Raw genomic sequence first — 19,529 nt, forward strand, 5'->3', positions numbered from 1 at the left:
GAAACCTTTGTTAAAGTTGACAATAGGTTATAGAAAGGAGTAAAAAACCCCATCATTTTGCTGTCTACGTCTCATTTCTGACAGTTAGTGTAAGGTTATTTGTTCCTCCCCATGAATCGATGTGATGCCCATCTGCCAGCAAGAGCAGTGTCGTTGGTATCACTTTTGATGAGTAAGCAATGAGTATGTCAACATCCACAGAAGTCATCGCTCATCACTGGGCATTCGCAATCTTTCTTATTGTAGCCATTGGCCTGTGCTGCCTGATGTTAGTCGGCGGCTGGTTCCTGGGCGGTCGCGCCCGCGCAAGGCACAAAAACACCCCTTTCGAATCAGGTATTGATTCAGTAGGTTCCGCTCGCTTACGCCTGTCTGCCAAGTTCTATCTGGTAGCCATGTTCTTCGTCATCTTTGACGTGGAAGCGCTTTACCTTTTCGCATGGTCGACCTCCATCCGCGAAAGTGGTTGGGTAGGCTTTGTCGAGGCCGCAATTTTCATTTTAGTGCTACTGGCCGGTCTGGTTTATCTGGTGCGTATTGGCGCGCTTGACTGGACGCCTGCGCGTTCACGTCGTGAACACATCAACCCGGAAAACAGTATCTCTAATCGTCAGCAGTAACAGCGAGGCAATAAGATGGATTATACGCTCACCCGCATAGATCCTAACGGTGAGAATGACCGTTACCCCCTGCAAAAACAGGAGATCGTAACCGACCCCCTGGAGCAAGAAGTCAATAAAAGCGTGTACATGGGCAAGCTCGAACATGCCATGCACGATATGGTCAACTGGGGTCGTAAGAACTCCATCTGGCCATACAACTTTGGCCTTTCCTGCTGCTACGTTGAAATGGTGACGTCATTCACTGCGGTGCATGACGTTGCGCGTTTTGGGGCAGAGGTACTGCGTGCATCCCCACGTCAGGCTGACCTGATGGTGGTGGCCGGTACGTGCTTTACCAAGATGGCACCGGTTATTCAGCGTCTTTATGACCAGATGCTGGAGCCAAAATGGGTTATCTCCATGGGCGCATGTGCAAACTCTGGCGGTATGTACGACATTTATTCCGTTGTGCAGGGCGTAGATAAGTTTATTCCAGTGGATGTATACATCCCGGGTTGCCCGCCACGTCCGGAAGCTTACATGCAAGCGCTGATGCTGCTGCAGGAGTCTATCGGTAAAGAACGCCGCCCGCTGTCGTGGGTTGTTGGCGATCAGGGTGTCTATCGCGCGAACATGCAGTCTGAGCGCGAGCGTAAACGTGGTGAACGTATTGCCGTCACCAACCTGCGTACGCCTGACGAAATTTAATTTGCGCCTGTGGGCCTGGAGAACACCTTCGCATATCACTACTCAAATAGCGCGAAGCCAGGCTTAACAGTCACCACGGACCATTTGCAATGGTGAACAATATGACCGACTTAACCGCGCAAGAAGCCGCCTGGCAGACCCGGGATCATTTGGATGACCCCGTCATTGGCGAACTGCGCAACCGTTTTGGGCCGGATGCCTTTACTGTTCAGGCGACCCGCACCGGGGTACCCGTTGTTTGGGTGAAGCGTGAACAATTGCTGGAAGTTGTCGATTTCCTCAAGAAATTGCCAAAACCTTACGTCATGCTGTTTGACTTACACGGCATGGATGAACGTCTGCGCACGCACCGCCAGGGTCTCCCTGCTGCGGATTTTTCCGTTTTCTACCACCTGATCTCAATAGACCGCAATACGGATATCATGCTCAAGGTGGCATTGTCTGAAAACGACATGCATCTGCCGACGCTCACCAAACTTTTCCCGAACGCCAACTGGTACGAGCGTGAAACCTGGGAAATGTTCGGTATGACCTTCGACGGCCACCCGCATCTGACGCGCATCATGATGCCGCAGACCTGGACCGGCCACCCGCTGCGTAAAGACTACCCGGCACGTGCGACTGAATTCGATCCGTTTGAGCTGACCAAAGCCAAGCAGGATCTGGAGATGGAAGCGCTGACCTTCAAGCCGGAAGACTGGGGCATGAAGCGTGGTACCGAAAACGAGGACTTCATGTTCCTCAACCTCGGTCCAAACCACCCGTCTGCGCACGGTGCATTCCGTATTATTCTTCAGCTTGATGGCGAAGAGATTGTCGACTGCGTTCCGGATATCGGTTACCACCACCGTGGTGCTGAGAAAATGGGCGAGCGTCAGTCCTGGCACAGCTACATTCCGTATACCGACCGTATCGAGTACCTCGGCGGCTGCGTAAACGAAATGCCTTACGTGCTGGCCGTTGAGAAACTGGCAGGCATCACCGTGCCGGATCGCGTTAACGTGATTCGCGTTATGCTGTCAGAACTGTTCCGTATTAACAGCCATCTGCTGTACATCTCCACGTTCATTCAGGACGTTGGCGCGATGACCCCGGTCTTCTTCGCCTTTACTGACCGTCAGAAAATTTACGATCTGGTGGAAGCGATTACCGGTTTCCGTATGCACCCGGCCTGGTTCCGTATCGGCGGTGTGGCACACGATCTGCCGCGAGGCTGGGACCGTCTGCTGCGTGAATTCCTTGACTGGATGCCGAAACGTCTGGCCTCGTATGAGAAAGCCGCGCTGCGTAACTCCATCCTGAAAGGCCGTTCCCAGGGCGTTGCTGCCTACGGCGCGAAAGAGGCGCTGGAGTGGGGGACCACCGGTGCTGGCCTGCGTGCGACCGGTATTGATTTCGACGTGCGTAAAGCGCGTCCTTACTCTGGCTATGAGAACTTCGACTTTGAAGTCCCGGTTGGCGGCGGTGTTTCCGACTGCTATACCCGCGTGATGCTGAAAGTAGAAGAGCTGCGCCAGAGTCTGCGCATCCTTGAGCAGTGCCTCAACAACATGCCGGAAGGCCCGTTCAAGGCGGATCACCCGCTGACGACGCCGCCACCGAAAGAGCGCACGCTGCAACATATCGAAACCCTGATCACCCACTTCCTGCAGGTTTCCTGGGGCCCGGTCATGCCGGCACAAGAATCCTTCCAGATGATCGAAGCGACCAAGGGTATTAACAGTTACTACCTGACCAGTGACGGCAGCACCATGAGCTACCGTACCCGCGTGCGTACGCCGAGCTTTGCGCACCTGCAGCAGATCCCGTCCGCCATCCGCGGCAGTCTGGTCTCCGACCTGATTGTGTATCTGGGTAGTATCGATTTTGTTATGTCAGATGTGGACCGCTAATTATGCACGAGAATCAACAACCACAAACCGAGGCTTTTGAGCTGAGTGAAGCAGAGCGTGCCGCCATTGAGCACGAGATGCACCACTACGAAGACCCGCGTGCGGCGTCCATTGAAGCGCTGAAAATCGTACAGAAACAGCGTGGTTGGGTGCCGGATGGGGCGATCTATGCGATCGCAGAAGTGCTGGGTATCCCGGCCAGTGACGTAGAAGGCGTAGCCACGTTCTACAGCCAGATCTTCCGTCAGCCGGTGGGCCGCCATGTGATCCGCTACTGTGACAGCGTTGTTTGCCACATTACCGGTTATCAGGGCATTCAGGCTGCGATTGAGAAAAAACTCAATATCAAGCCGGGCCAGACCACGTTCGATGGTCGCTTTACTCTGCTGCCAACCTGCTGCCTGGGTAACTGCGACAAGGGGCCGACCATGATGATTGATGAGGATACTCACAGCCATCTGACGCCGGAAGCCATTCCTGACCTGCTGGAGCAGTACAAATGAAAACTGTAATTCGTACTGCTGAGACGCATCCGCTGACCTGGCGTCTGCGTGATGACAAACAGCCGGTATGGCTCGACGAATACCAGAGCAAAAACGGCTATGCCGGGGCGCGTAAAGCCCTGGGCGGCATGGCGCCGGACGACATCGTTAATGCGGTGAAAGAGTCGGGTCTGAAAGGCCGCGGCGGCGCGGGCTTCTCCACCGGTCTGAAGTGGAGCCTGATGCCAAAAGATGAATCCATGAACATCCGTTACCTGCTGTGTAACGCGGATGAAATGGAGCCGGGTACCTATAAAGACCGTCTGCTGATGGAGCAACTGCCGCACCTGCTGGTGGAAGGCATGTTGATCTCCGCGTTCGCGCTGAAAGCGTACCGTGGTTACATCTTCCTGCGCGGTGAGTACATCGAAGCGGCGGAAAACCTGCGTCGCGCGATTGCCGAAGCGACCGAAGCGGGCCTGCTTGGCAAAAACATTCTCGGCACCGGGTTTGACTTCGAGCTGTTCGTGCACACCGGTGCAGGGCGTTATATCTGCGGTGAAGAGACCGCGCTGATTAACTCCCTGGAAGGCCGCCGTGCGAACCCGCGTTCCAAGCCGCCGTTCCCGGCAAGCTCCGGTGTGTGGGGTAAACCGACCTGTGTGAACAACGTCGAAACCCTGTGTAACGTTCCGGCTATCCTCGCCAACGGCGTGGAGTGGTATCAGGGCATCTCCTCAAGCAAAGATGCCGGTACCAAGCTGATGGGCTTCTCCGGCCGCGTGAAAAACCCTGGCGTCTGGGAACTGCCGTTCGGTACCACCGCCCGCGAAATTCTTGAAGACTACGCCGGTGGCATGCGCGATGGCCTGAAATTCAAAGCCTGGCAGCCGGGTGGGGCAGGGACAGACTTCCTGACCGAAGCCCACCTTGACCTGCCGATGGAATTCGAAAGCATTGGTAAAGCAGGCAGCCGTCTGGGTACGGCGCTGGCGATGGCCGTCGACCACGAGATCGGCATGGTCTCGCTGGTGCGTAACCTGGAAGAGTTCTTCGCCCGTGAGTCCTGCGGCTGGTGTACACCGTGCCGTGACGGTCTGCCGTGGAGCGTGAAGATCCTGCGTGCTATCGAACGCGGCGAAGGCCAGCCTGGTGATATCGAGACACTTGAGCAACTGTGTCGATTCTTAGGGCCGGGCAAAACCTTCTGTGCCCACGCACCGGGTGCCGTCGAGCCGCTGCAGAGCGCGATTAAATATTTCCGCGACGAATTCGAAGCAGGCATCAAGCAGCCGTTCAGCAATACCCATTCAATCAATGGTATTCAGCCGAACCTGCTGAAAGCACGCTGGTAAAAACAGAATTTTGATTAACGCTCGAAGCAATTCGAGACAACTGGAAGCATGCTAATGGCTACGATTCATGTAGACGGCAAAGAATACGAAGTCAACGGGGCGGACAACCTGCTGGAAGCTTGTCTGTCTCTTGGCCTCGATATTCCGTACTTTTGCTGGCATCCGGCGCTGGGCAGCGTCGGTGCTTGCCGCCAGTGTGCGGTGAAGCAATATCAAAACGCGGAAGACACGCGTGGTCGCCTGGTGATGTCCTGTATGACGCCAGCCACCGAAGGCACCTTTATTTCGATTGATGACGAAGAAGCAAAACAGTTCCGCGAAAGCGTTGTGGAATGGTTGATGACCAACCACCCGCACGACTGCCCGGTCTGTGAAGAGGGCGGTAACTGCCACCTTCAGGATATGACCGTAATGACCGGTCACAGCTTCCGTCGCTATCGCTTTACTAAACGTACGCACCGTAACCAGGACCTGGGGCCGTTCATCTCTCACGAAATGAACCGCTGCATCGCCTGCTACCGCTGCGTGCGTTACTACAAAGATTACGCAGACGGTCAGGATCTGGGCGTGTATGGCGCACATGACAACGTCTACTTCGGTCGTCCGGAAGACGGTACGCTTGAGAGCGAATTCTCCGGTAACCTGGTAGAAATCTGTCCGACCGGCGTATTCACCGATAAAACTCACTCCGAGCGTTACAACCGTAAGTGGGACATGCAGTTTGCACCAAGCATCTGCCAGCAGTGTTCGCTGGGCTGTAACACCAGCCCGGGTGAGCGCTACGGCGAACTGCGTCGTATCGAAAACCGTTACAACGGTACCGTAAACCATTACTTCCTGTGCGACCGCGGTCGTTTCGGCTATGGCTATGTGAACCTGAAAGACCGTCCGCGTCAGCCGGTTCAGCGCCGTGGCGACGACTTTATCACCCTGAACGCTGAACAGGCGATGCAGGGTGCGGCAGATATTCTGCGCCAGTCGAAGAAAGTGATCGGTATCGGCTCCCCGCGTGCCAGCATCGAAAGCAACTTCGCGCTGCGTGAGCTGGTGGGGGCGGAAAACTTCTACACCGGTATCGCTCAGGGCGAGCAGGAACGTCTGCAGCTGGTACTGAAAGTGCTGCGCGAAGGCGGTATTCATACCCCTGCGCTGCGCGAAATCGAATCGTATGATGCGGTTCTGGTGCTGGGCGAAGATCTGACGCAGACCGGCGCTCGCGCGGCTCTGGCGGTTCGCCAGGCGGTGAAGGGTAAAGCACGTGAAATGGCAGCGGCACAGAAAGTGGCTGACTGGCAGATTGCGGCAATCCTCAACATCGGCCAGCGCGCGAAGCATCCTCTGTTTGTGACGAACGTCGACAACACCCGTCTGGATGATATCGCCGCGTGGACCTACTGCGCGCCGGTTGAAGATCAGGCGCGTCTTGGCTTTGCCATTGCCCATGCGCTGGACAATAACTCTCCGGCCGTTGAACTGGATCGTGACCTGCAAAGCAAAGTCGACGTGATTGTTCAGGCGCTGGCGGGGGCGAAGAAACCACTGATTATCTCCGGGACTAACGCCGGTAGCGCCGAGATCATTCAGGCTGCAGCGAACGTCGCCAAAGCCCTGAAAGGCCGCGGTGCGGACGTTGGTGTCACCATGATTGCCCGTGCGGTGAACAGCATCGGTCTGGGTATGATTGGCGGCGGCTCGCTGGAAGAAGCGTTAAGCGAACTGGAGTCCGGTGCTGCTGACGCCGTTGTGGTGCTGGAAAATGACCTGCATCGCCATGCCTCTGCCGCGCGCGTTGACGCTGCGCTCTCTAAAGCACCGCTGGTGATGGTAATCGACCATCAGCGCACCGCGATTATGGATAAAGCGCACCTGGTGCTCTCTGCGGCAAGCTTCGCAGAAAGCGACGGTACGGTTATCAACAACGAAGGCCGCGCACAGCGTTTCTTCCAGGTTTATGACCCGGCGTACTACGACAGCAACACCGTGATGCTGGAAAGCTGGCGCTGGCTGCACTCCCTGCACAGCACCGTGCAAAGCCGTGAAGTGGACTGGACGCAGCTCGACCACGTTATCGATGCGGTAGTCGAAAAACTGCCTCAGCTGGCGGGCATTAAAGATGCTGCGCCTGAAGCGAGCTTCCGTATTCGCGGCCAGAAACTGGCGCGTGAACCGCACCGTTACAGTGGCCGTACCGCGATGCGTGCCAATATCAGCGTGCACGAACCGCGTCAGCCGCAGGATAAAGACACCATGTTCGCCTTCTCCATGGAAGGGAACAACCAGCCGTCTGCGCCGCGTTCACAGATCCCATTCGCATGGGCGCCGGGCTGGAACTCCCCGCAGGCGTGGAACAAGTTCCAGGCGGAAGTGGGCGGTTCACTGCGTCACGGCGATCCGGGCGTGCGTCTGATTGAAGCCTCCGAAACCGGTCTGGACTTCTTCACCACCGTTCCGGCGAGCTTCCAGGCGCAGGACGGTAGCTGGCGTATTGCGCCGTACTACCATCTGTTTGGTAGCGACGAGCTGTCCCAGCGTTCACCGGTATTCCAGCAGCGTATGCCGCAGCCGTACATCAAGCTCAACCCGGCAGACGCCGCGAAGCTTGGCGTGAACGCGGGTGCGAACATTGCCTTTAGCTACGAGGGCCAGACCATCAGCCTGCCGCTGATTATCTCTGAAAGCCTGACAGCAGGGCAGGTCGGTCTGCCGATGGGTATGCCTGGCATCGCGCCGGTATTGGCGGGTGCGCGTCTTGATAACCTGCAGGAGGCAAAAGCATGAGTTGGTTAACGCCGGATCTTATCGACATCCTGCTGAGCATTCTGAAAGCGATTGTCATTCTGCTGGTGGTGGTCACCTGTGGTGCGTTCATGAGCTTTGGTGAACGTCGTCTGCTTGGTCTGTTCCAGAACCGTTATGGACCAAACCGCGTTGGCTGGGGGGGATCACTCCAGCTGGTTGCGGACATGATCAAGATGTTCTTCAAAGAGGACTGGATCCCACGCTTCTCGGATCGCGTGATCTTTACGCTGGCACCGATGATCGCCTTCACCTCGCTGCTGCTGGCGTTTGCTATCGTTCCTGTCAGCCCGACCTGGGTGGTGGCTGACCTGAACATCGGCATTCTGTTCTTCCTGATGATGGCAGGGCTCGCGGTTTACGCGGTACTGTTCGCAGGCTGGTCCAGTAACAACAAATACTCGCTGCTGGGTGCGATGCGTGCTTCCGCGCAGACGCTGAGCTACGAAGTGTTCCTGGGGCTCTCCCTGATGGGCGTGGTGGCGCAGGCCGGTTCATTCAACATGACCGACATCGTTAACAACCAGGCCGACATCTGGAACGTTATCCCGCAGTTCTTTGGTTTTGTTACCTTTGCTATCGCGGGCGTGGCGGTGTGTCACCGTCACCCGTTTGACCAGCCAGAAGCCGAACAGGAACTGGCCGACGGTTACCACATTGAATATTCCGGTATGAAATTCGGTCTGTTCTTCGTGGGCGAGTACATCGGTATCGTCACCATTTCCGCATTGATGGTAACGCTGTTCTTTGGTGGCTGGCATGGCCCGTTCTTACCGCCGTTCATCTGGTTCGCGCTGAAAACCGCGTTCTTCATGATGATGTTCATTTTGATTCGCGCAGCGTTACCGCGTCCGCGTTATGACCAGGTAATGTCCTTCGGCTGGAAAGTGTGCCTGCCGCTGACGCTCGTCAACTTGTTGGTAACGGCGGCTGTCATTCTCTGGCAGCAGCCATAAGGGGCTATAGACCATGACCTTAAAAGAATTACTGGTAGGCTTTGGTACCCAGGTACGCAGTATCTGGATGATCGGCCTGCACGCGTTTGCCAAACGCGAAACCCGGATGTACCCGGAAGAGCCGGTATATCTGCCGCCGCGCTACCGTGGCCGTATCGTGCTGACGCGCGACCCGGACGGCTCCGAGCGCTGCGTTGCCTGTAACCTGTGTGCGGTAGCGTGTCCGGTAGGCTGTATCTCTCTGCAGAAAGCAGAGACGGTAGACGGCCGCTGGTACCCTGAGTTCTTCCGCATCAACTTCTCACGCTGCATCTTCTGTGGTCTGTGTGAAGAAGCGTGCCCAACCACGGCGATTCAGCTCACCCCAGACTTCGAACTGGGTGAGTACAAGCGTCAGGACCTGGTGTACGAGAAAGAGGATCTGCTGATTTCCGGTCCGGGCAAATACCCGGAATATAACTTCTACCGGATGGCGGGTATGGCAATCGACGGCAAAGATAAGGGCGAAGCAGAGAACGAAGCCAAGCCTATCGACGTCAAGAGCCTGTTACCGTAAGGAGAGGGCAATGGAATTCGCTTTTTATATCTGTGGCCTTATCGCCATCCTGGCTACGCTACGAGTGATTACGCACACCAATCCGGTGCATGCGCTGCTGTACTTAATCATTTCGCTGCTGGCTATTTCCGGGGTGTTCTTTGCGCTCGGCGCGCACTTTGCCGGTGCGCTGGAAATCATCGTTTACGCCGGTGCCATCATGGTGCTGTTCGTCTTCGTGGTGATGATGCTGAACCTGGGCGGCTCTGAAATTGAGCAGGAACGTCAGTGGTTAAAACCGCAGGTGTGGATTGGCCCGGCAATTTTGTCGGCCATCATGCTGGTGGTGATTGTTTATGCCATTCTCGGCGTGAACGACCAGGGCATCGACGGTACGCCAATCGGCGCGAAAGAAGTGGGTATCACGCTGTTTGGCCCATACGTTCTGGCGGTTGAACTGGCCTCTATGCTGCTGCTAGCGGGTCTGGTTGTTGCCTTCCACGTTGGCCGCGAAGAGCGTGCTGGTGAGGTGCTGAGCAACCGCACTGACGACCGCGCGAAAAGAAAAACGGAGGAACGCGCATGATCCCCTTAACACATGGACTGATCCTCGCTGCGATTTTATTCGTTCTGGGCTTAACCGGTCTGGTTATCCGCCGCAATCTGCTGTTTATGCTGATCGGTCTGGAAATCATGATTAACGCCTCCGCGCTGGCCTTCGTGGTCGCCGGAAGCTACTGGGGCCAGACCGATGGTCAGGTGATGTACATTCTCGCCATCAGCCTCGCGGCTGCCGAAGCGAGTATTGGCCTGGCGCTGTTGCTGCAGCTCCATCGTCGCCGCCAGAACCTGAACATCGATTCAGTAAGTGAGTTGCGTGGATGAACATGCTTGCCTTAACCATTATTTTTCCGCTGATTGGCTTCGTGCTGCTGGCGTTTTCTCGCGGCCGCTGGTCTGAGAATCTGTCTGCGACCGTCGGCATGGGTTCTGTCGGTCTGGCTGCGCTGGTAACAGCGTATGCGGGTATCGATTTCTTCAACAACGGGCGTCAGGCTTTCAGCGTGCCGCTGTGGACCTGGATGTCGGTCGGTGATTTCAACATCGGTTTTAACCTGGTGCTGGATGGTCTCTCGCTGACCATGCTCTCCGTGGTGACCGGCGTGGGCTTCCTGATCCATATGTTCGCCTCCTGGTACATGCGCGGTGAAGAGGGATACTCCCGCTTCTTCGCCTACACCAACCTGTTTATCGCCAGCATGGTGGTTCTGGTGCTGGCCGATAACCTGCTGCTGATGTATCTGGGCTGGGAAGGCGTGGGTCTCTGTTCGTACCTGCTGATCGGGTTCTACTACACCGATCCGAAGAATGGCGCAGCGGCCATGAAAGCGTTCGTCGTGACCCGTGTGGGTGACGTCTTCCTCGCGTTCGCGCTGTTCATTCTCTACAACGAACTGGGCACGCTGAACTTCCGCGAAATGGTGGAACTGGCGCCTGCACACTTCGCCGCAGGCAACAACATGCTGTGGTGGGCAACGCTGATGCTGCTGGGTGGTGCTGTGGGTAAATCTGCACAGCTGCCGTTGCAGACATGGCTGGCCGACGCGATGGCGGGTCCAACCCCTGTCTCCGCGCTGATCCACGCCGCGACCATGGTCACCGCCGGTGTGTACCTGATTGCGCGTACCCATGGCCTGTTCCTGATGACCCCGGAAATTCTGCATCTGGTGGGTATCGTTGGTGCGGTCACGCTGGTGCTGGCAGGCTTTGCCGCGCTGGTGCAGACCGACATCAAACGCGTTCTTGCTTATTCCACCATGAGCCAGATTGGCTACATGTTCCTGGCGCTGGGCGTTCAGGCGTGGGACGCGGCGATTTTCCACCTGATGACGCACGCGTTCTTTAAAGCGCTGCTGTTCCTCTCATCCGGTTCCGTGATCCTGGCCTGCCATCACGAGCAGAACATCTTCAAGATGGGCGGACTGCGTAAGTCCATCCCGCTGGTGTATGTCTGCTTCCTGGTGGGCGGCGCGGCGCTGGCGGCACTGCCGCTGATTACCGCGGGCTTCTTCAGTAAGGACGAAATCCTTGCCGGTGCCATGGCGAATGGTCATATCAATCTGATGGTTGCGGGTCTGGTCGGTGCGTTCATGACCTCCCTGTATACCTTCCGTATGATTTTCATCGTATTCCACGGTAAAGAACAAATTCACGCTCATGCAGGGAAGGGGATTACTCACCACCTGCCGCTGATTGTGCTGCTGGTCCTGTCCACCTTCGTTGGCGCGATGATTGTGCCGCCGCTGCAGGGTGTACTGCCAGACACCACCGAGCTTGAGCACGGTCGCGTTCTGACGCTTGAAATCACCTCTGGTGTGGTCGCTATCGCGGGTATCCTGATTGCTGCATGGCTGTGGCTGGGCAAACGCACGCTGGTGACTGCCGTTGCCAACAGTGCGCCAGGCCGCCTGCTGGGCACCTGGTGGTACAACGCGTGGGGCTTCGACTGGCTGTACGACATGATCTTCGTTAAGCCGTTCCTGGGCATTGCGTGGCTGTTGAAGCGCGACCCACTGAACAGCCTGATGAATATCCCGGCGATCCTCTCCCGCTTTGCAGGTAAAGGCCTGCTGTACAGCGAGAACGGTTACCTGCGCTGGTATGTGGCGTCCATGAGCATCGGTGCGGTTGTCGTGCTGGCGCTGCTGATGGTGTTGCGTTGATCGTAAAGTGAATTTTATTCGAATTCGTTGAAAATCAGGCCCCTGCTGGGGGCCTTAAAAAGGAATGTAAATCGCCATGTTACTACCCTGGCTAATATTAATTCCCTTCATCGGCGGCTTCCTGTGCTGGCAGACTGAACGCTTTGGCGTGAAGATGCCGCGCTGGATCGCGCTGATCACCATGGGATTGACGCTCGCGCTTGGTCTGCAACTCTGGTTGCAGGGTGGCTACTCCCTGACCCAGTCTGCGGGCATTCCGCAGTGGCAGTCTGAGTTTATCCTGCCTTGGATCCCGCGTTTCGGCATTACGATCCACCTGGCGATTGACGGTCTGTCGCTGCTGATGGTGGTGCTGACCGGTCTGCTCGGCGTCCTGGCGGTACTTTGCTCCTGGCGAGAAATCGAAAAATACCAGGGCTTCTTCCACCTGAACCTGATGTGGATCCTGGGCGGCGTAATCGGCGTGTTCCTTGCCATCGACATGTTCCTGTTCTTCTTCTTCTGGGAGATGATGCTGGTGCCGATGTACTTCCTGATCGCGCTGTGGGGCCATAAGGCGTCCGACGGTAAAACGCGTATCACGGCGGCCACCAAGTTCTTCATCTATACCCAGGCGAGTGGTCTGGTGATGCTGATTGCCATTCTGGCGCTGGTGTTTGTGCACCACAATGCGACCGGTGTCTGGACCTTCAACTATGAATACCTGCTGAAGACCCCGATGTCTCACGGTGTGGAATACCTGCTGATGCTCGGCTTCTTCATCGCCTTCGCGGTGAAAATGCCGGTAGTACCGCTGCACGGCTGGCTGCCAGATGCGCACTCTCAGGCGCCAACCGCAGGTTCTGTTGACCTGGCGGGCATCTTGCTGAAAACGGCAGCCTACGGTCTGCTGCGTTTCGCGCTGCCACTGTTCCCGAACGCGTCCGCTGAGTTCGCACCGATTGCCATGTGGCTGGGTGTGATTGGTATCTTCTACGGCGCCTGGATGGCGTTCACGCAGTACGACATCAAACGTCTGATTGCGTACACCTCCGTTTCCCACATGGGCTTCGTGCTGATTGCTATCTACACCGGCAGCCAGCTGGCGTACCAGGGCGCGGTGATCCAGATGATTGCACACGGTCTGTCCGCAGCCGGTCTCTTCATCCTCTGTGGTCAGCTGTACGAACGTCTGCATACCCGTGACATGCGTATGATGGGTGGTCTGTGGAGTAAAATTAAGTGGCTGCCGGCTCTGTCTATGTTCTTCGCGGTGGCGACCCTGGGTATGCCAGGTACCGGTAACTTCGTCGGCGAATTTATGATTCTGTTCGGCAGCTTCAAAGTGGTACCGATGATTACCGTCATCTCCACCTTTGGTCTGGTATTCGCGTCCGTCTACTCGCTGGCGATGCTGCACCGTGCTTACTTCGGTAAAGCGAAGAGCGAAATTGCTGCACAAGAACTGCCGGGGATGTCGCTGCGTGAGCTGTTCATCATCCTGCTGCTGGTCGTACTGCTGGTGCTGCTGGGCTTCTTCCCGCAGCCGATTCTGGATACCTCGCACTCCGCGATGGGTAATATCCAGCAGTGGTTTGTTAATTCTGCTTCTACTACAAGGCCGTAATTCGCCATGACAATAACTCCACAACAACTGATCGCGCTGCTACCGCTGCTGATCGTCGGATTGACGGTGGTGGTTGTGATGCTCTCCATTGCGTGGCGACGCAATCACTTCCTGAATGCCACGCTGTCGGTCATCGGACTGAACGCCGCGTTAGTCTCTCTCTGGTTTGTTGGCCAGAGCGGGGCGATGGACGTCACCCCGCTGATGCGCGTTGACGGCTATGCCATGCTGTACACGGGGCTGGTTCTGCTGGCGAGCCTGGCGACCTGTACCTTTGCCTATCCGTGGCTCGAAGGCTACAACGACAACAAAGAAGAGTTTTACCTGCTGGTACTGATTGCCGCACTCGGCGGCATTCTGCTGGCGAATGCAAACCATCTTGCTGCGCTGTTCCTCGGCATTGAGCTTATCTCTCTGCCGCTGTTCGGCCTGATTGGTTACGCCTTCCGTCAGAAGCGTTCTCTTGAAGCGAGCATCAAGTACACCATCCTGTCTGCTGCTGCCTCGTCCTTCCTGTTGTTTGGTATTGCGCTGCTGTACGCGCAGACCGGTAACCTTTCGTTTATGGCGCTTGGTAAGAGCCTCGGCGACGGCATGCTGCACGAGCCGCTGCTGCTGGCGGGTCTGGGCATGATGATTGTTGGCCTCGGCTTTAAACTCTCTCTGGTTCCGTTCCACCTGTGGACCCCGGACGTTTACCAGGGCGCACCGGCGCCGGTTTCTACCTTCCTGGCGACGGCGAGCAAAATCGCTATCTTCGGTGTGGTCATGCGCCTGTTCCTGTACGCACCGGTAGGTGACAGCGAAGCAGTTCGCACGGTGCTGGGGATTATCGCGTTCGTCTCCATCATCTTCGGTAACCTGATGGCGCTGAGCCAGACCAACATTAAACGTCTGCTGGGTTACTCCTCCATCTCTCATCTGGGCTACCTGCTGGTGGCACTGATTGCGCTGCAGAGCGGTGAGATGTCGATGGAAACCGTAGGCGTTTACCTGGCCGGTTACCTGTTCAGCAGCCTCGGCGCGTTCGGCGTGGTGAGCCTGATGTCCAGCCCGTACCGTGGCCCGGACGCAGATTCACTGTTCTCCTACCGTGGCCTGTTCTGGCACCGTCCGATCCTGTCTGCGGTGATGACCGTGATGATGCTCTCTCTGGCGGGTATCCCAATGACGCTGGGCTTCATCGGTAAGTTCTACGTGCTGGCTGTCGGTGTGCAGGCGCACCTGTGGTGGCTGACTGCGGGCGTGGTTATCGGCTCGGCAATCGGTCTGTACTACTATCTGCGTGTGGCCGTGAGCCTGTACCTGAGCGCGCCTCAGCAGCTCAACCGCGACGCACCAGGCAACTGGCAGTACAGCGCCGGTGGTATTGTGGTGCTGATCTCCGCGCTGCTGGTGCTGATCTTCGGTATCTATCCGCAGCCGCTGATTGATATCGTGCAGCGAGCAATGCCGCTGATGTAAAAGCAAAAAACCCGCCTCGGCGGGTTTTTTTATGGTTTTCGCCCTCTCCCTGTGGGAGAGGGACGGGGTGAGGGCTCCAGCCCGCACCAGACTTAAGCCAGCTGTTTCCTGCTAATCAACGGCCCGTCAATCTTCTTCATCGAACGGTCCAGCACCTCTTCAATCACCGACGACAGCTCGTTCAGCTCAAACTTCGCCACGTAGCCGTCGGCCTTCACTTTACGAATATGATCTTCGTTGGCGTTGCCCGAAAGCGAAGAGTGGATCACAACAGGAATATCTTTCAGCAGCGGGTCGGTTTTGATTTTGCGCGTCAGCGTGAAACCGTCCATCTCTGGCATTTCGAGGTCGGTCAGCACCAGGGCAATTTTATCGGTGATCGGCACCCCTTCAGCCTGCGCCTGCGCGGCCAGCACGCCAATTTTCTCCCATGCGTCTTTACCGGTGATATGCAGCTGCGCCGGGATCTCCATAGCCTGTAATCCCTTCTCCAGCATGGAGCGCGCGACTTTGGAATCTTCCGCCACAATCGCCACAGCGCCAGGCTTGATGTGGAACTTAGTGGTCTGCAGATTCGTGGCGTGCAGATCGTGGTTGGCCGGCGTGATGTCATACAGGATCTGCTCAACGTCCAGCACCATCGCCAGCTCGTTGGTATCGGTCTTTTCGTCCAGACAGGCGATACTGGTGATGTAACGTCCGCTAACGGCGGTTTCCGCCGCGTGAACCTGCTTCCAGTCAAGGCGCATGATGTTCTCAACCGATTCCACCGCAAACGCCTGCACGCTGCGGGCATATTCGGTGATCAGCAGGATGTTGAGCCCCGTCGTCGGCTTACAGCCCGCCACGGCGGCCAGGTCGATCACCGGGATCACCTGATCGCGGATATTCACCATCCCCATCAGCGGAGACTTCATCCCTGCGGGTTTGGTGAACTCCGGCATCGGCACAATTTCACGCAGCTTAAAGACGTTAATGCCAAACAGCTCGGATTTATTTTCATTCAGAGACGTGCCCAGACGGAACAGCAACAGCTCAAAACGATTCGACAGGGTGAGATTTGCCCTGTCATCAATATCTTTCTGGAAATTATCCATTCTACCCTCAAGTGAAATGCTGCCCTTTTAATCGTTATCGGCATCCTGAGAGAAAAATGAAGGACTAAACGCTGACCTTAGTGAAATCGTTGGCCAGCTCACACGCCGGGAACACGTCGCGGCACTCTGCCAGCAGTTTTTCACAGCCGCGGGCGTCATAGCGCGAGCTGACATGGGTGACAATCAATTTTCCAACGTTCGCTTCACGGGCAAGCGCCGCCGCCTGACGCGTGGAGCTGTGACCCCGGCTGTTGGCTTTCTCTTCCATCGCCGTTTCAAGCGTGGCTTCGTGCACCATCACATCCACCTCTCGCGCCAGTTGCAGGGCCGCAGGGCAGGGCGCGGTATCGCCAAAAATCGCCAGTTTTTTCCCTGGCTGCGGTGGTGCGAGATAGTCCTGGCCATTAATCGTGCGGCCGTCCTCAAGCGTAACAGTTTCGCCCTGTTTCAGTCGCTGGAAAAGCGGTCCGGGCTTCACACCATCGGCAATCAGCGCAGCGGCGTCGAGCGCGCCGGGCTTATCATGCGCTTCAATGCGGTAGCCATAGCACTCAACCGGATGATTCAGCGGGCGGGCGGTGACGGTATAGTCCCCGTCATCCAAAACCAGCCCCTCGGTTATCTCAATCACCTCCAGCGGATAATCCGTCCACGACCCGCTCAGGCGCAGCGTGGTTTCAACAAACTCACCAGTACCCGCCGGCCCGTAAATCGTCAGCGGGTTGGCATTACCCGCCATCGAACGGCTGCACAGCAGGCCCGGCAGGCCAAACAGGTGATCGCCATGCAGATGCGTGATAAAGATCTTATCCAGCTTACCGGGATGATAAGCGGTGTGTAACAGTTGATGCTGCGTTCCTTCGCCACAGTCAAACAGCCACAGTCCGCCACGGGTTGGGTGCTGCAGATCCAGCAGGATCGCGGTCACGTTTCGTGTGCGTGTTGGCACGCCAGCGGACGTACCCAGAAAAATCAGTTCCATAACGCAATCAGCCCTTTGCCGAATGGGGGAGGGTTTAGTATAACGTGATGAACCCAGGAAGGAGACCGACATGATCCAGTGGCAAGATTTACACCATAGTGAACTCACCGTTCAGACACTGTACGCCCTGCTCAAACTGCGCTGCGAAGTGTTTGTTGTGGAACAAACCTGCCCGTATCAGGACATCGATGGTGATGATCTGGTGGGCGAGAACCGTCATATTCTCGGCTGGAGGGATAACGAGCTGGTGGCGTATGCGAGGATTCTGAAAAGCGGGGACGATTTTGAGCCTGTCGTTATTGGTCGCGTCATTATTAGCGGCAAGGCGCGCGGTGAAAAACTGGGCTATCAGCTGATGGAAAAAACGCTGGAGGCATGCCAAAAACAGTGGCCAGACAAGGCGTTATACCTTGGCGCACAGGCGCACCTTCAGTCTTTCTATGGCCACTTTGGCTTTATGCCGGTCACAGACGTGTACGACGAAGACGGCATTCCTCATATCGGTATGGCGCGGGAAGTGAAACAGGCGTAATGGCAGGTCGTTGGCTATAGTTAGCGGACTGGTGTACTAACATGGAGAAAAATATGTCATTTCAATCCTGGGATACCCGTGTCGATGACGACCTGACGTTACTGAGCGAAACGCTGGAAGAGGTGTTACGTTCGTCCGGCGACCCTGCCGATCAGAAATATATCGAACTCAAGGCACGTGCCGAACAGGCGCTACATGATGTCAAAACCCGCGTCAGCCATGCGTCCGACAATTACTACTACCGCGCAAAAAAAGCGGTGTATCGCGCCGATGATTACGTCCATGAAAAACCGTGGCAAGGCATTGGTGTCGGTGCGGCGGTGGGTCTGGTGCTGGGGCTGCTTCTGGCCCGTCGTTAACCCCTGAATCGGACGCTTAACCCCTCCCTATACGTGGGTACTGATATTTCTGATGGTACCCCGTATACTAAGCGTTTTTACAGGGAGAGGTTCGCGTGCATTCGATTTCCAACGCGCTGGAACGTCTGCGTACTCAGCTTGCGCAAGCGTTACCCGCTACACCCGGCTTACGTCACGTTGACGTCTCTTTCCCGTTAAACGACGCTTTCGACCCTCTCGCCTGGCTTGGTGCTCAGTGCCTCTTTCCCCAGTTTTACTGGCAGCAGCGTAACGGTGATGAAGAGTTGGCTGCGCTGGGCGCCGTCATCCATTTTTCCTCCCTGGCTCAGGCTTCGCAGTTTTTACAGCAACAGCCTGTAGCGAACGACACGCGGATCTGCGGCCTGAATGCCTTCACCCCGGAGCAGGGCAGTCTCTTTTTACCCCGCCTGCTGTGGCGACGTTCTGCCGGGACCGCCACGTTGCGTCTGCAGCTGTGGAGTGACCGTTCCCTTCAGGAGGATGCCGACGCGGCGCTGGCGTTCTTACAGCAGCTTCGCGATGCCCGCCCAATCCGCCCGCTCTCCGCCCAGGTAGTGCAGGAGACCCATCAGCCGCAAAAACCGGAATGGCTGCGCCTTATCTGTCAGGCGACAGAGACCATTGCGCGCGGCGAAGTCGAAAAGGTGGTGCTCGCCCGGGCAACCGATCTGCAGTTCAGTCAGCCGGTGAATGCCGTGGCGCTGATGGCGGCCAGCCGTGCCCTGAATCTGAACTGCTATCATTTCTGCATGGTTTTCGATGCCAGCAACGCGTTTCTTGGCTCCACACCTGAACGGCTGTGGCGGCGGCGCGGCAACCTGCTGCGTACCGAAGCGCTGGCCGGTACCGTCGCCAGCCATCCCGATGACAAGCAGGCCCGCCTTCTGGGCGACTGGCTGATGAACGATGATAAAAACCAGCGTGAAAACATGCTGGTGGTAGAGGATATCTGCCAGCGGCTGCAGCACCATACCCGGACGCTGGAGGTCCTGCCAGCACAGGTTATGCGGTTGCGCAAAGTGCAGCATCTTCGCCGCTGCATCTGGACCGAGCTCAAGCATGCGGATGATGAGCAATGTCTGCATGTGCTGCAGCCGACGGCTGCGGTTGCCGGGTTACCGCGCCAGCCAGCACGCGAATTTATACACCGCGTTGAACCTTTCGACCGGGAATGGTATGCCGGATCCGCCGGATATCTGTCGCCAGAACAAAGCGAGTTCTGCGTGGCCCTGCGCTCGGCGCGCGTTCATGACGCCACCGTCCGTCTTTACGCCGGGGCGGGGATCGTCAGCGGTTCCGATCCGGAACAGGAATGGCAGGAGATCGAAAATAAAGCCGCAGGCTTGCGCTCTCTGCTCCTGAAGGATTAGTACTGATTCGCGCAATCCCGATTCATATCAAAATTCTATTTTTTTCTAT

Annotated in this window: 18 protein-coding genes; 16 read left to right on the forward strand and 2 right to left on the reverse strand. The window is 56.6% G+C overall.

The annotated features are described in order from the left end of the window. Positions 1-179 precede the first annotated feature (179 nt). The 13 genes from nuoA (at position 180) to nuoN (ending at position 15,119) form a co-directional block, all read left to right on the forward strand. Complete coding sequence (gene nuoA / locus M8370_RS12260) at positions 180-620, forward strand: NADH-quinone oxidoreductase subunit NuoA (RefSeq protein WP_014171000.1); 441 nt, start codon at positions 180-182, stop codon at positions 618-620. Positions 621-635: 15 nt separating this feature from the next. Then, positions 636-1,310 carry an NADH-quinone oxidoreductase subunit NuoB gene (gene nuoB / locus M8370_RS12265; protein ID WP_003861482.1) on the forward strand — a complete coding sequence of 225 codons (675 nt, stop codon included), beginning with the start codon at positions 636-638 and terminating at the stop codon, positions 1,308-1,310. A gap of 89 nt (positions 1,311-1,399) precedes the next feature. Continuing rightward, positions 1,400-3,202 carry an NADH-quinone oxidoreductase subunit C/D gene (nuoC, locus tag M8370_RS12270; protein ID WP_013098106.1) on the forward strand — a complete coding sequence of 601 codons (1,803 nt, stop codon included), beginning with the start codon at positions 1,400-1,402 and terminating at the stop codon, positions 3,200-3,202. Between the two features lie 2 nt (positions 3,203-3,204). Further along, entirely contained in the window at positions 3,205-3,705 is a 501-nt protein-coding gene (gene nuoE / locus M8370_RS12275; protein WP_003861486.1) for an NADH-quinone oxidoreductase subunit NuoE, read from the forward strand. Then, positions 3,702-5,039, forward strand: a complete 1,338-nt coding sequence (nuoF, locus tag M8370_RS12280; protein WP_003861487.1) for an NADH-quinone oxidoreductase subunit NuoF — start codon at positions 3,702-3,704, stop codon at positions 5,037-5,039. The genes nuoE and nuoF overlap by 4 nt, the downstream gene beginning before the upstream one ends. 54 nt (positions 5,040-5,093) lie before the next feature. Then, entirely contained in the window at positions 5,094-7,817 is a 2,724-nt protein-coding gene (gene nuoG / locus M8370_RS12285) for an NADH-quinone oxidoreductase subunit NuoG (protein WP_023621514.1), read from the forward strand. Next, the gene (gene nuoH / locus M8370_RS12290; RefSeq protein ID WP_013098104.1) at positions 7,814-8,791 is read left to right on the forward strand and encodes an NADH-quinone oxidoreductase subunit NuoH; all 978 of its coding nucleotides are present in this window, start codon (positions 7,814-7,816) and stop codon (positions 8,789-8,791) included. Before nuoG ends, nuoH begins: the two co-directional genes overlap by 4 nt. A 13-nt stretch (positions 8,792-8,804) precedes the next feature. Then, positions 8,805-9,347: an NADH-quinone oxidoreductase subunit NuoI gene (nuoI, locus tag M8370_RS12295; RefSeq protein ID WP_003861491.1), complete on the forward strand. Its 543-nt coding sequence runs from the start codon at positions 8,805-8,807 to the stop codon at positions 9,345-9,347. Between the two features lie 10 nt (positions 9,348-9,357). Beyond that, positions 9,358-9,912, forward strand: a complete 555-nt coding sequence (gene nuoJ, locus M8370_RS12300) for an NADH-quinone oxidoreductase subunit J (RefSeq protein ID WP_008500212.1) — start codon at positions 9,358-9,360, stop codon at positions 9,910-9,912. After that, the gene (gene nuoK, locus M8370_RS12305; RefSeq protein ID WP_003861496.1) at positions 9,909-10,211 is read left to right on the forward strand and encodes an NADH-quinone oxidoreductase subunit NuoK; all 303 of its coding nucleotides are present in this window, start codon (positions 9,909-9,911) and stop codon (positions 10,209-10,211) included. Before nuoJ ends, nuoK begins: the two co-directional genes overlap by 4 nt. Further along, on the forward strand, positions 10,208-12,049 hold the full coding sequence (nuoL, locus tag M8370_RS12310; protein WP_014832758.1) for an NADH-quinone oxidoreductase subunit L: 1,842 nt from the start codon (positions 10,208-10,210) through the stop codon (positions 12,047-12,049). Before nuoK ends, nuoL begins: the two co-directional genes overlap by 4 nt. Before the next feature lie 76 nt (positions 12,050-12,125). Continuing rightward, positions 12,126-13,655, forward strand: coding sequence for an NADH-quinone oxidoreductase subunit M (gene nuoM, locus M8370_RS12315; RefSeq protein WP_250021118.1), 1,530 nt, complete (start codon positions 12,126-12,128; stop codon positions 13,653-13,655). 6 nt (positions 13,656-13,661) lie between these two features. Then, positions 13,662-15,119 carry an NADH-quinone oxidoreductase subunit NuoN gene (nuoN, locus tag M8370_RS12320; protein WP_250021119.1) on the forward strand — a complete coding sequence of 486 codons (1,458 nt, stop codon included), beginning with the start codon at positions 13,662-13,664 and terminating at the stop codon, positions 15,117-15,119. A gap of 92 nt (positions 15,120-15,211) precedes the next feature. Here nuoN and M8370_RS12325 read toward each other — a convergent pair whose 3' ends face one another. Next, on the reverse strand, positions 15,212-16,216 hold the full coding sequence (locus M8370_RS12325) for a chemotaxis protein (protein WP_013098100.1): 1,005 nt from the start codon (positions 16,214-16,216) through the stop codon (positions 15,212-15,214). A gap of 64 nt (positions 16,217-16,280) precedes the next feature. Further along, positions 16,281-17,198: a ribonuclease BN gene (gene rbn / locus M8370_RS12330; protein WP_250021120.1), complete on the reverse strand. Its 918-nt coding sequence runs from the start codon at positions 17,196-17,198 to the stop codon at positions 16,281-16,283. A gap of 70 nt (positions 17,199-17,268) precedes the next feature. Between rbn and M8370_RS12335 the strand changes: the two genes are divergently transcribed. The 3 genes from M8370_RS12335 to menF all read left to right on the forward strand — a co-directional run bounded on the left by M8370_RS12335 (position 17,269) and on the right by menF (position 19,480). Next, positions 17,269-17,730, forward strand: a complete 462-nt coding sequence (locus tag M8370_RS12335; RefSeq protein ID WP_058651761.1) for a GNAT family N-acetyltransferase — start codon at positions 17,269-17,271, stop codon at positions 17,728-17,730. 53 nt (positions 17,731-17,783) lie between these two features. Further along, complete coding sequence (gene elaB / locus M8370_RS12340; protein WP_028028061.1) at positions 17,784-18,089, forward strand: stress response protein ElaB; 306 nt, start codon at positions 17,784-17,786, stop codon at positions 18,087-18,089. A 95-nt stretch (positions 18,090-18,184) separates the two neighbouring features. Next, a complete protein-coding gene (gene menF, locus M8370_RS12345) occupies positions 18,185-19,480 on the forward strand; it encodes an isochorismate synthase MenF (RefSeq protein ID WP_248067320.1) in 1,296 nt (431 codons plus the stop codon). Positions 19,481-19,529 lie beyond the last annotated feature (49 nt).

The organism is Enterobacter cloacae complex sp. OE43NF, from assembly GCF_023544405.1.
GTDB lineage: Bacteria > Pseudomonadota > Gammaproteobacteria > Enterobacterales > Enterobacteriaceae > Enterobacter > Enterobacter cloacae.

Coding starts and splice junctions, on each gene's coding strand:
- nuoI (WP_003861491.1), top strand. CDS start 8,805: ATGACCTTAAAAGAATTACTGGTAGGCTTTGGTACCCAGGTACGCAGT.
- nuoC (WP_013098106.1), top strand. CDS start 1,400: ATGGTGAACAATATGACCGACTTAACCGCGCAAGAAGCCGCCTGGCAG.
- nuoA (WP_014171000.1), top strand. CDS start 180: ATGAGTATGTCAACATCCACAGAAGTCATCGCTCATCACTGGGCATTC.
- nuoL (WP_014832758.1), top strand. CDS start 10,208: ATGAACATGCTTGCCTTAACCATTATTTTTCCGCTGATTGGCTTCGTG.
- nuoG (WP_023621514.1), top strand. CDS start 5,094: ATGGCTACGATTCATGTAGACGGCAAAGAATACGAAGTCAACGGGGCG.
- nuoF (WP_003861487.1), top strand. CDS start 3,702: ATGAAAACTGTAATTCGTACTGCTGAGACGCATCCGCTGACCTGGCGT.
- nuoE (WP_003861486.1), top strand. CDS start 3,205: ATGCACGAGAATCAACAACCACAAACCGAGGCTTTTGAGCTGAGTGAA.
- M8370_RS12325 (WP_013098100.1), bottom strand. CDS start 16,216: ATGGATAATTTCCAGAAAGATATTGATGACAGGGCAAATCTCACCCTG.
- M8370_RS12335 (WP_058651761.1), top strand. CDS start 17,269: ATGATCCAGTGGCAAGATTTACACCATAGTGAACTCACCGTTCAGACA.
- nuoM (WP_250021118.1), top strand. CDS start 12,126: ATGTTACTACCCTGGCTAATATTAATTCCCTTCATCGGCGGCTTCCTG.
- nuoJ (WP_008500212.1), top strand. CDS start 9,358: ATGGAATTCGCTTTTTATATCTGTGGCCTTATCGCCATCCTGGCTACG.
- nuoK (WP_003861496.1), top strand. CDS start 9,909: ATGATCCCCTTAACACATGGACTGATCCTCGCTGCGATTTTATTCGTT.
- rbn (WP_250021120.1), bottom strand. CDS start 17,198: ATGGAACTGATTTTTCTGGGTACGTCCGCTGGCGTGCCAACACGCACA.
- elaB (WP_028028061.1), top strand. CDS start 17,784: ATGTCATTTCAATCCTGGGATACCCGTGTCGATGACGACCTGACGTTA.
- nuoN (WP_250021119.1), top strand. CDS start 13,662: ATGACAATAACTCCACAACAACTGATCGCGCTGCTACCGCTGCTGATC.
- nuoB (WP_003861482.1), top strand. CDS start 636: ATGGATTATACGCTCACCCGCATAGATCCTAACGGTGAGAATGACCGT.
- nuoH (WP_013098104.1), top strand. CDS start 7,814: ATGAGTTGGTTAACGCCGGATCTTATCGACATCCTGCTGAGCATTCTG.